Source organism: Thermus scotoductus DSM 8553 (genome assembly GCF_000381045.1).
Classification (GTDB): Bacteria; Deinococcota; Deinococci; order Deinococcales; family Thermaceae; genus Thermus; species Thermus scotoductus.
On sequence record NZ_KB905754.1, the window covers coordinates 13,854 to 27,633 of the forward strand.

The 13,780-nt window shown below is 65.5% G+C and carries 13 protein-coding genes and 3 pseudogenes; 6 read left to right on the forward strand and 10 right to left on the reverse strand.

Annotated elements, in window-relative coordinates:
- Nucleotides 1-89 precede the first annotated feature (89 nt).
- The 7 genes from aceA to F604_RS0108930 form a co-directional block, all read right to left on the reverse strand.
- Nucleotides 90-1,406 (reverse strand): isocitrate lyase, encoded by a 1,317-nt coding sequence (gene aceA / locus F604_RS0108895; RefSeq protein WP_019551347.1) that lies wholly within the window; start codon nt 1,404-1,406, stop codon nt 90-92.
- A gap of 108 nt (nt 1,407-1,514) precedes the next feature.
- Complete coding sequence (locus F604_RS0108900) at nt 1,515-2,846, reverse strand: FAD-dependent oxidoreductase (protein WP_019551348.1); 1,332 nt, start codon at nt 2,844-2,846, stop codon at nt 1,515-1,517.
- A 49-nt stretch (nt 2,847-2,895) separates the two neighbouring features.
- Nucleotides 2,896-3,582 carry an ABC transporter ATP-binding protein gene (locus F604_RS0108905; protein WP_019551349.1) on the reverse strand — a complete coding sequence of 229 codons (687 nt, stop codon included), beginning with the start codon at nt 3,580-3,582 and terminating at the stop codon, nt 2,896-2,898.
- A gap of 75 nt (nt 3,583-3,657) precedes the next feature.
- Entirely contained in the window at nt 3,658-4,800 is a 1,143-nt protein-coding gene (locus F604_RS0108910) for an ABC transporter permease (protein WP_019551350.1), read from the reverse strand.
- A gap of 75 nt (nt 4,801-4,875) precedes the next feature.
- Nucleotides 4,876-5,151, reverse strand: coding sequence for an NIPSNAP family protein (locus F604_RS0108920; RefSeq protein ID WP_019551352.1), 276 nt, complete (start codon nt 5,149-5,151; stop codon nt 4,876-4,878).
- Between the two features lie 15 nt (nt 5,152-5,166).
- The gene (locus F604_RS0108925; protein ID WP_019551353.1) at nt 5,167-5,589 is read right to left on the reverse strand and encodes a putative toxin-antitoxin system toxin component, PIN family; all 423 of its coding nucleotides are present in this window, start codon (nt 5,587-5,589) and stop codon (nt 5,167-5,169) included.
- Nucleotides 5,586-5,807, reverse strand: coding sequence for a hypothetical protein (locus F604_RS0108930; protein WP_019551354.1), 222 nt, complete (start codon nt 5,805-5,807; stop codon nt 5,586-5,588). The genes F604_RS0108925 and F604_RS0108930 overlap by 4 nt, the downstream gene beginning before the upstream one ends.
- A gap of 76 nt (nt 5,808-5,883) precedes the next feature.
- On the opposite strand from F604_RS0108930, the gene alaS reads away from it, so the two are divergent.
- From alaS to mltG, 4 genes and pseudogenes are all read left to right on the forward strand, one after another.
- The gene (gene alaS / locus F604_RS0108935) at nt 5,884-8,532 is read left to right on the forward strand and encodes an alanine--tRNA ligase (RefSeq protein ID WP_019551355.1); all 2,649 of its coding nucleotides are present in this window, start codon (nt 5,884-5,886) and stop codon (nt 8,530-8,532) included.
- Nucleotides 8,533-8,600: 68 nt separating this feature from the next.
- Nucleotides 8,601-8,834: pseudogene (locus tag F604_RS0108940) on the forward strand (hypothetical protein); the annotation flags it as partial.
- Nucleotides 8,835-8,862: 28 nt separating this feature from the next.
- Nucleotides 8,863-9,270: a Holliday junction resolvase RuvX gene (gene ruvX / locus F604_RS0108945; protein ID WP_019551357.1), complete on the forward strand. Its 408-nt coding sequence runs from the start codon at nt 8,863-8,865 to the stop codon at nt 9,268-9,270.
- Nucleotides 9,254-10,267, forward strand: a complete 1,014-nt coding sequence (gene mltG / locus F604_RS0108950; protein WP_019551358.1) for an endolytic transglycosylase MltG — start codon at nt 9,254-9,256, stop codon at nt 10,265-10,267. Before ruvX ends, mltG begins: the two co-directional genes overlap by 17 nt.
- Here mltG and F604_RS0108955 read toward each other — a convergent pair.
- Together F604_RS0108955 and F604_RS0108960 are read right to left on the reverse strand one after the other, a co-directional pair.
- Nucleotides 10,252-11,088, reverse strand: a complete 837-nt coding sequence (locus tag F604_RS0108955) for a carbohydrate ABC transporter permease (RefSeq protein ID WP_019551359.1) — start codon at nt 11,086-11,088, stop codon at nt 10,252-10,254. The two genes, mltG and F604_RS0108955, sit on opposite strands and share 16 nt — an antisense overlap.
- A gap of 3 nt (nt 11,089-11,091) precedes the next feature.
- Nucleotides 11,092-11,583: a hypothetical protein gene (locus tag F604_RS0108960; RefSeq protein ID WP_019551360.1), complete on the reverse strand. Its 492-nt coding sequence runs from the start codon at nt 11,581-11,583 to the stop codon at nt 11,092-11,094.
- 427 nt (nt 11,584-12,010) lie between these two features.
- Here F604_RS0108960 and F604_RS0108965 point away from each other — a divergent pair, with 427 nt between their 5' ends.
- Both F604_RS0108965 and F604_RS12070 read left to right on the forward strand, forming a co-directional pair.
- A complete protein-coding gene (locus F604_RS0108965; protein WP_019551361.1) occupies nt 12,011-12,727 on the forward strand; it encodes a DEAD/DEAH box helicase family protein in 717 nt (238 codons plus the stop codon).
- Nucleotides 12,728-12,736: 9 nt separating this feature from the next.
- Nucleotides 12,737-13,504 (forward strand): annotated as a pseudogene (locus tag F604_RS12070) (enolase C-terminal domain-like protein); the annotation flags it as partial.
- Between the two features lie 19 nt (nt 13,505-13,523).
- Here F604_RS12070 and F604_RS12645 read toward each other — a convergent pair.
- A pseudogene (locus F604_RS12645) lies at nt 13,524-13,780 on the reverse strand (IS1634 family transposase); the annotation flags it as partial.

The window sequence follows — 13,780 nt, forward strand, 5'->3', positions numbered from 1 at the left end:
ATCAGCTTTGGTGTGCCTTCGACCTACCACGGAAAAGTAACCTGCCGCCCCCCGAACCTGGAGGGCGGCAGAGCAGGCGTCCCCTAAACCTAGTGCACGGGTTCGTTGAACTGGGCCTCCTCGGTGGAGCCCTTGAGGGCCAGGGTGGAGGCCTCCCCCTGGGTGAGGGCCAGGACCACCTCGTCGAAGTAGCCCGCCCCCACCTCCCGCTGGTGCTTCACGGCGGTGAAGCCCTGGGCCTGGGCCAGGAACTCCTTCTGCTGGAGCTCCACGAAGGCGGGCATGCCCCGGGTCTTGTAGCCCTTGGCCAGCTCCCAGGTGTAGTAGTTCACGGTGTGCCAGCCCGCCAGGGTGATGAACTGGAACTTGTACCCCATCTCCCCCAGCTCCCGGTTGAACTTGGCGATGGTTTCGTCGTCCAGGAACTTCTTCCAGTTGAAGGAGGGGGAGAGGTTGTAGGCGAGGAGCTTATCCGGGAACTCCTTCTTCACCGCCTCGGCGAACTTGCGGGCCTCCTCCAGGTCGGGCTTGGAGGTTTCCATCCAGATAACATCGGCGTAGGGGGCGTAGGCCAGGGCCCGGGCGATTCCCGCCTCGAGGCCGTTTTTCACCCGGTAGAAGCCCTCCGGGGTGCGTTCCCCGGGCAGGATGAAGGGCCGATCCCGCTCGTCGATGTCGCTGGTGATGAGGGTGGCGGCCTCGGCGTCGGTGCGGGCGATGATCACCGTGGGCACCCCCATGATGTCCGCTGCCAGGCGGGCGGCCTGCAGGGTGCGGATGTGCTGGGAGGTGGGCACCAGGACCTTGCCCCCCAGATGGCCGCACTTCTTCTCGGAGGCCAGCTGGTCCTCGTAGTGGATGCCGGCAGCCCCCGCCTCGATCATGGCCTTGGTGAGCTCAAAGACGTTCAAAGCCCCGCCGAAGCCCGCCTCGGCATCGGCCACGATGGGCACGTACCAGTCCCGGGTCACCTTGCCCTCGGAGCGCTCGATCATATCCGCCCGCATCAGGGCGTTGTTGATGCGCTTCACGATCTGGGGCACGGAGTTATAGGGGTAGAGGGACTGGTCGGGGTAGGTCTGCCAGGCCAGGTTGGCGTCGGCGGCCACCTGCCAGCCGGAGAGGTAGATGGCCTCCAAGCCGGCCCGCACCATCTCCACCGCCATGGCCCCGGTGTAAGCCCCGAAGGTGTGCACGTAGGGTCGCTCGTGCAAAAGCTGCCAGAGCTTCTCCGCTCCTCGCTTGGCCAGGGTGTACTCCACCTTCACGCTGGGGCGAAGCCGGACCACGTCCTCGGGCCGGTAGTCCCGCTTCACTCCCTTCCACCGGGGGTTGGTCGCCCAATCCCGCCGAAGCTCCTCCGCCTCCTGCCGCATCTCTGGGGTCAACACGCTCAGAGGATCCATCCCTCACCTCCAAAGATCAGTTTGGAGGTGGGAGGAGTTACAGTGTAGGGTGTAAGGTCGGGGACTTGACACCCAGTAGTGGTGTGTTCTCCTATTAACTACACCATTTTATTTCACCTGCTGGGCGGCGATGAGGAGGGGGTCCCAGACAGGGCTGTAGGGTGGGGCGTAGGCCAGATCCAGGCTCAGGAGGTCCTCCACCGTGCCCCCCTGGTGCAGGAGGGCGGCCAGGACATCTATGCGCAAGGCCCCATGCCCATGGGCCACCACCGCCCCGCCCAGGAGTTTTCCCGTGCCCTCCTCGTAGATGAGTTCCACCCAAAGGGGCTGGCTTCCCGGGTAGTAGTGGGCCCCGTCCCGGCTTTGGATGAAGACCTTCCTGGCCTGGAAACCCTCCCTTAAGGCCGCTTCCTGGGAAAGCCCGGTGGTGGCCACCGCCAGGCCGAAGGCCTTGAAGATGGCGGTGCCCACCACCCCGGCGAAGCGGGCCTCCTTGCCGGCGATCACCGCCCCGGCGGTGCGGCCGTGCTTGTTGGCCACGTCCCCCAGGGGAAGCCAGTAGGGGCGCTTCAGCACCTGGTGGAAGCTTTCCGCCACATCCCCGGCGGCATACACTCCCTCCAGGTTGGTATGCATCCTCTCATCGGTGGCGATGGCCCCTGTGGGGCCTAAGGCTACCCCCATGGCCTGGGCCAAAAGGGTGTTGGGCTTGATCCCCGTGGCCACCAGCACCAGGTCGGCGGGCACCACGCCTTCCGAGGTCTCCACCGCCTCCACCCGGCCCTGGCCCCTTAGGGCCTTCACCTCCACCCGGGTCCAGACCTCCACCCCGTGCCGTTCCAGCTCCTCCTTGAGGAGGTTCCCCACCTCCTGGTCCCAGTGGGGTAGGGGACGGTCCTTGAGCTCCAGGAGGGTCACCTCGAGGCCCCGTTTGCGGAAGGCCTCGGCCACCTCGAGGCCGATGTACCCGGCTCCCAGGATGGCGGCCCTTTGGGCTCCCTCCAGGGCCTTGAGGAGCTTTTGGCCATCCTCCATGTTCCTTAGAGTGTAGACCCCTTCCTGCTCCGTGCCCGGGATGGGGGGAAGGCTCGGCCTGGCCCCGGTGGCCAGGACCAGGTAATCGTACCGGTCCTGGAAGGTGCGTCGCTCCTGGTGGTCAAAGACGGTGAGGGTCCTAAGCTCGGGGTCCACGTCCACCACCTCGTGGTGGGTGCGGACCTCCACCCCTTGCCTTCGGAACTCCTCCGGGGTCCTGGCCACCAGCTTTTCCAGGCGGGGTATCTCCCCGGAAAGCACGTAAGGCAGGCCGCAGGCCCCGTAGGAAACCCACCCCGATTTCTCGTAGACCACCACCTCCAGCTCGGGGTTTTCCCGCTTGGCCTTGGCGGCGGCGGAGGCCCCACCCGCCACCCCTCCGATGACCACAAGCCGCTTGCCCATAGGGGGTATTGTGCCACGGCCTTCCAGGCCAGATGTCCCATAAGGGGGGTCAGCCTGGCGCCGGGGTGGCTACCCGTACCAGCCGGCCTCCCTTGAGGTGCAGGATCCGGTCCGCCTGGCTTGCCAGCTCCAGGTCGTGGGTGACCAGGATCAGGGTGCGCTTTTCCCCGGCTTCAAATAGCAGGGATGCCACCTGCTCCCGGGAGGTGGCGTCCAGGTTGCCCGTGGGCTCGTCGGCGAAGAGGATGGGAGGGTCCAGGGCCAGGGCCCGGGCCAAGGCCACCCGTTGCTGTTCCCCGCCGGAAAGGCGGCTTGGCAGGTGGTGGGCCCTTTCCAGAAGCCCCACCCTTTCCAGAAGCTCCAAGGCCCTTTCCTTGCGGGCTTTAGGGGGAAGGCCCGCAAGGAGGAGGGGAAAGGCCACGTTTTCCCAGGCGGTGAGGGTGGGGATGAGGTTCCACTGCTGGAAGACGAAGCCCATGTGCTTTAGGCGCACCTCGGCCCTTTGATCCTCGGAGAGCCGGTTTAAGGCCAGCTCCCCCAGGTACACCCCTCCTTCTGTGGGCAGGTCAAAGCCCGCAAGGAGGTTTAGCAGGGTGGTTTTGCCGCTTCCCGAGGGCCCCACCACCGCGGTGCTTCCTTGGGGGAAGGCGAAGGTAAACCCTTCCAGGGCCACCACTTCCTTCTCCCCTTGCCGGTAACGCTTGCCCAGGTTTTCCGCCCGAAGGACGCTCGTCATATCCTTTCCTATCTCTTGGCTGCTCCGGAACTACCCCCGAGAAGGGGGCTTATTCCTGGGGAAGCCAAGGCAGTCTCACACCCTCCCCAAAGCCTCCACCACGGGAATCCGGCTGGCGTGGTAGGCGGGAAGGATCCCCGCGGAAAGCCCAAGCCCCAGGGCCACGAGAAGGGCGAAAAGGGAAAGCCTAAAGGTGACGGCAGAAAGGGCCAGGCCCACCTGCTCCAGGGTGTAGAGGTTGATGGCCTGGGAAACCGCGCTTCCCAGGAGGAGGCCCAGTAGCCCCCCCAAGGAGGAGAGGAGGAGGGCCTCCAGCACCACCAGCCGGAAGATGAAGCCCCGCTTGGCCCCGAGGGCGCGCATGACCCCGAACTCCCGGGTGCGCTCGTACACGGACATCATCACCGTGTTGGCCACCAGAAGCCCCCCCACGATGAGGGCCACCAGGCTGATGCCGAAGCGCACCAGGTCGCTGATGCGCAAGGCCCTTTCCGCAAAGCGCATCACGTCCCCCGTGGTCTGGGCCTTGAGGCCGGGGAGGCTGGCCTCGAGGGCCCGGGCCACCTCCTCCGCCTTCTGCCCGGGGTTCAGGGCCACGAGAAGCGCGGTGTAGTTTTGCGTGCCCAAGACCTCCTGCAAGGGCTTTAGCGGAACGAAGATGAGGTTGTCGGCAAGCCCCCCGCTTTCCTCCAGGATGCCCTCCACCCATAGCTCTACCCTGGGGGAAAGCCTGAGGGGGCTTCCTAAGGAAAGCTGGCTCCGCTTGGCCACCTTGGCCCCCACGATGGCTCCCTTGGCCGAGGGCAGAAGCCGGCCTTCCCGGACCTTCACCCCGGGGTAGAGGAGGTCGGGGGCCACGCCTTGCGGGAGGCCCTGGAAAAAGAAGCTCGTTTGGGGGTCAAACCCTCCCCGGACCAGGAAGAGGGTGGGGATGATGCTCCTCACCCCCAGCTCCTTCCCCGCTGCCACCGCCCGCCGGTACTCCTCGGGGGTGATCTCGGGGTAGCCGGAAAACCCCAGGCCCTCCATGCCCTCGGGGACCAGCTGGATGGCGGGGCCCACCCGGGTGAGCTCCTGGGCCAGGGAGCGCCTTAAGCCTTCCCCGAAGGAGAGGAAGAGGACCATGCTGGTGGTGGCGATGAGCACCCCCAGGAGGGTGAGGAGGCTGCGCACGGGGCGGGCCAGGAGGTTACGGAGGACCATGGAAAGGATTTCCATCTTCTCAAGCTTATTCCTGGTGCGGAAAGCGGACGTGCCGGGGCCCACAGAGGGCCAAACACCGGGGATGGCCTTCTAGATGAGTCTTTCCACGAAGCGGGTTTCTATTTCCTCCAGGAACTGGCTGGGGTCCACCTTCTTGCGCTCGGGGTGCTGGTAGTAGGCCTTTTCCGCCTCCTGAAAGTTCTCGTGGCCCACGAACCACAAAAACTCCCTTTCCCCAGTCCAGTAGGCCCCCAGGACCTGGAAGCCCGTGGCCTGGCGCAAGGGGACGATGACCTCCAAGAACACCTTCTGAAAAGCCTCCCTGGTCCCTTCCTTGATCCGGTAGCGGCGCATCTGGACCGTCATGGTCCAAGCTTACCCTTAAGGATCCAAGGATTCCAGCAGCTCCAAGAAGGCCCTAGGCGACAGCACCGGGGGTTCCGGGTGGGCAAGCCCGAGCAGGTGTCGGTCCCCCGATACCAAGACCCTGGCCCTCGAGGCCCGGGCCAAGGCCACCAGGTAATCGTCCCCGGGATCCGGCGAGAGGCCGGGGGTTTCTGGGGGGTCGGGGACCACCTCCCCCCAACGGATCAGGAAGGCCAGGTAGTCCTGGACCTCCTCGAGGCTCACGTAGTCCCGGAACTTGGGTCTTTTTAGGACCTGTTCGGCTTCCTCAAGAAGCTTGGGGGAGAGGACGAGCTGGAAGTGCCCTTTCACCAAGAGGCGCAAAAGTTGCGCCGGGGCCCCCTGGGAGGAAAGGAGAGCCGCCACCAGCACCCCTGGGTCAAGGACCGCGCGGATCATCCCCGGGAGGCGTGGAGCTCCTGGTAGGCCAGCTTCAGGGCCTCTTCCTCGGAGAGGGGGCCTTTAGCCAGAAGGGCCTCGAGGCGTTCCAGGCCCAGGTAGTGGCGCAAGGCCCGCTCCACCAGCTCCGACTCCCTTAGACCGAGGCTTGCCGCCCGCACCTTGGCGGCCCGGAGCACCTCTTCCTCCAGGTACAGGGTGGTCTTGCGCCTGGCCATGCCACCATTTTGACGGCATGAGGGTTTGACGTCAAAGGGGTGAAGGCCAGCGCGTTGAGCCCCTATAATCAAAGGCATGCGCACGGCGGAGATCCGGGAGAAGTACCTGTCTTTTTTTGAGGGCAAAGGGCATCTGCGCCTTCCCTCCTTCAGCCTCATCCCCGAGAACGACCCTTCGCTCCTCTTCACCTCGGCGGGCATGGCTCCCCTAAAGCCCTACTTCCTGGGGGCCAAGCCCATCTTCGGGGGCAAGGAGTGGCGAAGGATCACCACCTGCCAGAAGTGCCTCCGGGTGGGGGACATAGAAAACGTGGGGAGGACGGCCCGGCACAACACCTTCTTCGAGATGCTGGGCAACTTCTCCTTTGGGGACTACTTCAAGAAGGAGGCCATCCTCTGGGCCTGGGAGTTCCTCACCGACCCCAAGTGGCTGGGCCTGGACCCGGATCGGCTCTGGGTCACGGTCTACGAGGACGACGACGAGGCCTACGCCATCTGGCGGGACCTGGTGGGGGTGCCTGAGGAAAAGATCGGCCGCTTCGGCGAGGACGAGAACTACTGGCCGGGAGGGGCCATCACCCACGGGCCCAATGGGCCCTCGGGCCCTTGCTCGGAGATCTTCTACGACCGGGGCCCGGCCTTCGGCACCCCGGACGAAACCGGCCCCAACACGGGAAGCGGGGACCGGTTCGTGGAGATCTGGAACCTGGTCTTCACCCAGTACGACCGCCAAGGCCCCATCCCCGGCCCCGGGATTCTCAAGCCCCTGCCCCAGAAGAACATCGACACCGGCATGGGCCTGTACCGGGTGGCGGCCATTTTGCAGGACGTGGAGGACTTCTACCGCACGGACACCTTCTACCCCATCATCGAAAGGGTGGCCCTCTTTAGCGGTAAGCCCTACGAGGGGAAGGCTTCGGTGAGCCACCGGGTCATCGCCGACCACATCCGGGCGGTGGTAGCGGCCTTGGCCGACGGGGTGACCTTCTCCAACACCGGCCGGGGCTACGTGATCCGCAGGTTGCTTCGCCGGGCCCTCCGCCACGGTTACCTTTTAGGCCTGGAGGAACCCTTCCTTCACCGCCTGGCCCCGGTGGTGGCGGAGCTTCTTGGGGACTTCTACCCGGAGATGCGGGAGAACCTTCCCGCGGTGGAGAAGCAGATCCGCCTCGAGGAGGAGCGCTTCCTGGAAACCCTGGAAGGGGGCTTGAAGCGGCTGGACACCCTGCTTTCGGGCCTTAGGCCCGGCGAGGTGCTTCCGGGGGCGGAGGCCTTCCGCCTCTACGACACCTATGGTTTCCCCCTGGACCTCACGGTGGAGATCGCCGCGGAAAGGGGCTTCGGGGTAGACACCGAGGGCTTCAAAAGGGCCATGGAGGAGCAGCAGGAGCGTTCCCGGGCGGCCATGGCCTTTGAGCGGGAGATCTTCAAGAAGAGCGCCCAGGTGCTGGAGGAACTCTACGCGGAACGGGGGGCCACGGAGTTCTTGGGCTACGGGACCCTGGAGGCGGAGGGCACGGTCTTGGCCCTTCTGGCGGGGGACCAAAGCCTGGAGGAGGCGGGCCCCGGGACCGAGGTCCAGGTGGTCTTGGACCGGACTCCCTTCTACGCGGAAGGGGGGGGACAGATTGGGGACTTCGGCCACCTGGAATGGCCCTCGGGCCGGGCCAGGGTGGAAACCACCCTCAAGACGGAAAGGGGGATCTTCCTGCACCGGGCCAAGGTGGAGGAGGGCACCCTCCGGGTGGGAGAAAGGGTGCGGGCGGTGGTGGACCCCGCCCGCCGGGACACGGAGCGCCACCACACCGCCACCCACCTCCTCCACGCCGCTTTGAGGGCGGTGCTGGGCCCCCATGTGCGCCAGGCGGGGAGCCTGGTGGCCCCGGACCGCCTGCGCTTTGACTTCACCCACCCCGAGCCCCTGACCCAGGAGGAGCTGGAGCGGATTGAGCTTTTGGTGAACCGCTGGATCCAGGCGGACTTCCCCGTCACCTGGCGCTACCTGCCCCTGGAGGAGGCCAAGCGGGAAGGGGCCATGGCCCTCTTCGGGGAGAAGTACGGGGAGGTGGTGCGGGTGGTGCGGGTGGAGGGAAGCCCCCTGCCTGGGGTGGAGTCCAAGGAGCTTTGCGGGGGCACCCACGTGCGGCGCACGGGGGAGATCGGGGCCTTCCTCATCCAGAAGGAGGAGGCGGTTTCCGCCGGGGTGAGGCGCCTCGAGGCGGTGGCCGGGGAATGGGCGGTGCGCTTCGCCCGCGGGGCTTTGAACCGCATGAGGGCTTTGGCCGAGAGGCTTTCCGTGGGGGAGGCCAACCTGGAGGAGCGGCTGGAGAGGCTCTTGCAGGAGCTCAAGGCCAAGGAAAAGGAGGTGGAAAGCCTTAAGGCGCGCCTGGTGCAGGCGGAGCTTAAGAAGGAGGTCGCCTTTTCGGAGAAGGGGGGCCTGCGCTACGGGGTGCTGGAGCTTTCCGGGGTGGATATGGCCACCTTGCGCCAGGCGGCGGACGATCTGGTGCAGAGGGGAGCGGATGTGGCCCTGGTCCTGAGCGGGGGGCAGGCGGTGCTGAAGCTTTCCCCAAAGGCCCAGGAAAGGGGCCTCGAGGCGGGGGCCCTTTTCCGGGCCCTTGCGGAGCGGGCGGGAGGCCGGGGGGGTGGGAAGGGAGCCCTAGCCCAGGGGGCAGGGCTTTCCCCGGAAAAGGCCCGGGCGGCCCTTCCCGACCTGCTTCCTTGAGGGAGGCCCCTGGCCTTGCCGGGGTGCCTGGCAGGGGACACCCTCCCCGGTAAAATGAGCCCATGGCCATGTTGCTGAGCCTGGTGGCGGTGGCCCTTTCCTGGGCCTTTTTCGGCCCCACCTTTGGGCGGTACCGGGGGCGTCCCTCCCTTCACAACGCCCTCTACTCCCTGGGCCTTCTTCTCTTCGCCCTGGCGGTTTCCGCCGAGCTTTTGGCCAAGCTCCTGGGCGCCTGGAATCCCCTTCTCTATCGGCTTTGGTACCTCACCGGGGCCATGGGGGTTGCCCTGCTCTATCTGGGGGTGGTCTTGGCGGATCGCAGCGTACAGTATGCGTCTGGGCGCGCTTGACGTGGGAGAGGCCAGGATCGGCCTGGCGGTGGGGGAGGAAGGAAGCCCCTTCGCCTACGGCCGGGGTTACCTGGTGCGGCGGAGCCTGGAAGAGGACGTGGCCGCCCTCCTGGACTTCGTGCGCCGGGAGGGGTTGGGAAAGCTTCTGGTGGGCCTTCCCTTGCGCACCGACCTCAAGGAAAGCGCCCAGGCCCAGAGGGTCCTTCCCCTGGTGGAGGCGCTTAGGGCCAAGGGGGTGGAGGTGGAGCTTGTGGACGAGCGCTACACCACCCAGGCGGCAGCCCGGCGCCTGAAACACGCCCCCAAACGGATCCGCCGGGAGAAGGGCCGGTTGGACGAGATGAGCGCGGTGATCCTCTTGGAGGGCTATCTTGCGGGAAGGCTCTAGGCGCTGGCTGTGGCGGGGGGTGGTGGCCCTTTTCGTCACCTTCGCCCTTCTCCTCTTCTACGCCCTCTGGCTTTTGGGCCCCACGGGAAAAGAGGCCACGGTGCGCATTCCCCGGGGGGCCACGGGGCAGGAGGTGGCCAGGATCCTGGAGGAGGCCGGGCTTTTGCGCTCCGGGTACCTCTTTTCCGCCTACCTGCGCTTCTCCGGCCAGGCCAGGAAGCTGGTCCCCGGGGTCTACCGCCTAAAGGGGGATGGGGCCTTCCGCCTGGCCAGGGCCCTCACGGGAGGAGAGAAGCCCCTCACGGTCACCCTCACCTTCCTCGAGGGGGAAAGGGCGGTGGACTACGCCAAAAGGCTTTCCCAGGCGGGCTTGGATGGGGATGGTTTTCTAAGGATTGTCCAGGAGCCTGGGGCCCTGCGCCCTCCTTATGTGGAGGGAACGACCCTCGAGGGCTACCTCTTCCCTGCCACCTACACCTTTGACCTGCTGGTTACGGCGGAGGAGGTGGTGCGCGCGTTTCTCCGCCGCTTTGAGGCCGAGCTCACGCCCCCGGTGAGGCGCCTTTTGGAGGAGCGGGGGCTTTCCGTTCACGCCTGGGTGACCCTGGCCTCCATCGTCCAGGTGGAGGCGGGGAGTCAGAAGGAGATGCCCTACATCGCCGGGGTTTTCCTGAACCGGCTGGAAAGGGGCATGCCCCTCCAGGCGGATCCCACCGTGGCCTACGCCCTGGGCAAAAGGCTTCCCGAGCTTTCCCGGAAGGCGGGGGACTTCGCCCATGATTCCCCCTACAACACCTACCGCTACGCCGGGCTTCCCCCGGGGCCCATCGGCAACCCGGGGCGGGAGGCCCTCCTTGCCGTGCTCAATCCCGTGCGCACCGACCCCAAGGGGCGCCCTTACCTCTACTTCTTCCACGCCAAGGGGGAGCTTTTCCTCAACACCAGCTTCGAGGCCCACCTCGAGGACCTCCGCCTACACCGCTATTCCTCCCCGTGACGCAGAAGCCTAAGCTGGGCGTAGGCGAAGAGGAGGGTGAGGAGGAGGATGACCACGGTGACCGCGGCGGCATACCCCAGCCGGAAGTTTTCAAACCCCGACTCATAGAGGTAGTAGCCCAGGACCCGGGTGGCCCCGTAGGGCCCGCCCCGGGTGAGGAGGAAGACCGCCGAGTAGGACTGCAAGGAGAGGATGGTGCCCACCACCACCAAAAAGGCCACCGCCGGGCGCATGAGGGGAAGAACTATGTAGCGGAAGGCTTCCAAGGGCCCTGCCCCGTCCACATAGGCGGCCTCCAGAAGGGATTTGGGGATGGCCTTAAGCCGGGCCGAGGCCACCAGGACCCCATACCCCAGGTGCCGCCACAGGGTGAAGAGGACCACCATGACCAAGGCCCAAAACCCCTCCCGGTCCCAAGGGGGGATGGTCAGGAACTGGGCTAAGGCCCCGTACTCGGGGGTGAAGAGGGTGTACCAGCTCAGGGTGGCCCCACCCAGGGTGACGAGCCCGGGCAGGAAGAGAAGGCTTTTGGCAAAGCGCTCGTAGGGTGCCCCTTCCAAAGCCACCGCCAGGGCGATGGAAAGCCCCACGAAAAGGGGCAGGGCCAGGAGCATGAACTTCAGGGTCACCCAGAGGCTTCCCCAGAAGGCGGGGTCTTGGAAAAGATCCCGGTAGTTTTTGAGCCCCACCGGCTTGGGCTCGGAAAGCCCCGACCAGTCCCAGGTGGAAAAGCGAATCACATCCAAAAAGGGGTAGAGGATGAACACCCCCAGGGTGAGGAGGGCGGGAAGGGAGAAGAGGAAAAGGGGAAGGCGCCGCACGGGTTACCAGAGGTAAAGAAAGCTCAGCAGGAAGGGATACCGGTCGGAGGCGGAAACCTCCAGGGCCAGGGGTTCCAGGTAGAGCCTGAACCCGGCTCCCCAGGCCAGGTGGAACCCGCTTTGGTAGCCGAGTCCCCCGTAGGCGGAAAGGGCTCCTCCTGGCACCTCGAGGCTCACCACCGGTCCCAGGTGCGCTCCAAAGGGATACCGCAGGTCCAGGCCCAGGCCCACGGAGGTGTAGAGGTCCAAAAGGACCAGGCCCGGGAAGAGATTGGCCTTGAAGAGGGCAAAGACCTCCGGGTTTTGCGAAAGGAGGGCCTGCACATCCAGTCCCGTGTCGATCCCCAAGGGACTGAAGGGCAAAAGGGCGCTTCCCTGCAGGTAGACGCCCTTATCGGGGGCGTACCCTAGCCCCAGGGTGTTCTCCGGATAAGCGGGCATCTGGGCCAGGGCCAGGCTGAGGGCCAGGAGGGAAAGGGCGACTAGGCGCTTCATATCCCCCCTATCTTAGGAGAAAAGAGGGGGTGTGGGGGAGCTATAATCCCCCGGTTTTTAAACCGGGGATACATGGACTCCCCCACGTCCACCACAGGTGGACACGGATTTGGTACAATGTTCTTGGGGACAAAGTTCCCCGTGGACCTTGAAACTTGGAGTAGGGGGTTCCATCGGGTAGTCCGATGGGTAAAACTCCAAACGAACACCCGTGGCAGAGCCAGAAGCATTGCGCTCGCCTGCCGATACGGAGTCAAGGTCTTTCTGGGCCCGGACGGGGCCTTCGGGGGAAACCCCGCGTGCTTTCCCGCAGGGAAACACCCCGAGAAGCCCCGGACTTTAGTCCGGGGAGTCGTCACCAGGCGGGATTCCGGTTGCCTTTTCCCTGGGATTTAGTTCCACCCCCTAGAAGCCGTACAATCTCCTCATGGCGGCGGTTGCTTTCGCCCTCGAGCCCCGTCCCAACCTAGTTCCCGTAAAGGACCACCCCCTCCTCATCCTGGTGGGCCTCACCGGGGTGGGGAAGAGCACTTTGGTGGAGGCCTTGGGCTTTTCCCGGCTTCCTGACCGCAGGGAGCTGGTGGACCTTTACGTCCTTCCCCGCTACGGGGTCAACCTCCCCATTCCCCGGGAGGAGCGCTTTCGCCTGACTCGGCGCTTCCGGGAGGAGTTCCCGGGAGGGGTGGCGGAGGTCCTGGCCCGGGGGTTTGTGGAGCCCCGCTTCCCCCTTCTCTTCGACGGGCTTAGGGGGGAGGCGGAGGTGGCCTATGCGTTGGAGCATCTGCCCAAAGCGCTTTTCGTGGTCCTTCACGCCCGGGAGGCCACCCGGCTTAAAAGGCTACTTTCCCGCCAGGATGCCTTTGACCGGGTGGAGCTTCGCCCGGAGGAGAGGGCGGAGCTAAGGGCGTTGGCGGAAGGGGTTCTTTCCCCAGGGGAGCTGGAGGAGGCCCTGGCCCTGGCTCCCTGGGAAGAGGTCTTGGCCAAGCTCAAGATCGTGGCCGAGGAGAAGCGGAACTACGACCCCCTTGGCCCCTTGCGCCTCCTTGAGGACCACCCCCGGGCCCTCATCCTGGACACGGAGAGGCTTTCCCTCGAGGAGGAGGTGGAGGCGGTTAGGGGCTTCCTCAGGCGGCTTGGCCTCTAAAATGGCCTCATGGCGACCATCCGCGACCTCAGGCTGGTTCCTTTCCGCATCCCCTTAAGGGCTCCTTTGCGCTGGGGTAAGGCCTCGGAGATGGCGGCCCTGGACCATGCCCTTTTGCAGGTGGAGCTCAGCGATGGCTCCCTGGGCCAGGCGGAGGTGGCCATCCGCCCCACCATCTACGGGGAAACCTTAGGAAGCGTCAGGGCGGGGCTGGAGTATCTGAAGCCCCGGCTTTTGGGCCTCGAGGCGGACGACCAGGAAGCCATTCGGGCGGTGCTGGAGTCTTTTCCCTGCAACCTGGGCCTTAAAGGAGCCCTGGACCTCGCCCTTTGGGAGGCTTGGGCGAGAAGCGAGGGGGAGGAGCTTTATCAGGTATTGAAGCCCGCCAAGCACCGGGTGCGGGTTTCCTACATACTGGGCATGGCCTCGGAGGAGGAGATGCTTTTAGATGCCCGCATGGCCTACGAGGCGGGGGTGCGGGTCTTCAAGGTGAAGGTAGGCCGGGACCTGGAGGAGGATGGCCGGAAGATCGGCCGCCTTAGGGAAGCCTTCCCCGACGCCGAGCTTTACGCCGACGCCAACGAAACCCTTTCCCCCAAGGAGGCCGAGCGCTACCTCCTAGCCTGGAAGGAAATGGGCCTCCTCTACGTGGAAGAGCCCCTGCCCGTTGAGGAGGTGGAGGCCAGGAGGAAGCTAAGGGAGAAGAAAATCCTCCCCCTAATCGCCGACGACTCGGCCATGACCCCAAAGGACCTGAGGCGGGAGCTTATCCTGGACCCCACATTCCGCACCCCCTTCACTCCAGCAGGTAATATCGCCCGGCCCCCAGAAGGCGCACCGCGGTCTCGTGATGGGGAGCCAGGTTGAGGACGAGCAACTTGCCCCCCAGCTCCACCAGGCGGACCCACATAAAGAGTTGAAACACCCAGCGCAAGGTGGGCTTGGCTGTGGGTCTCCCCTTTTGATCCGGCAGGCTGGACCCCGTCCCCTCCAGCCTCCGCCTCAGCTCCCACTCCCCCAGGGCGTACACCAGAAGGGCCAGGGCCATCACCA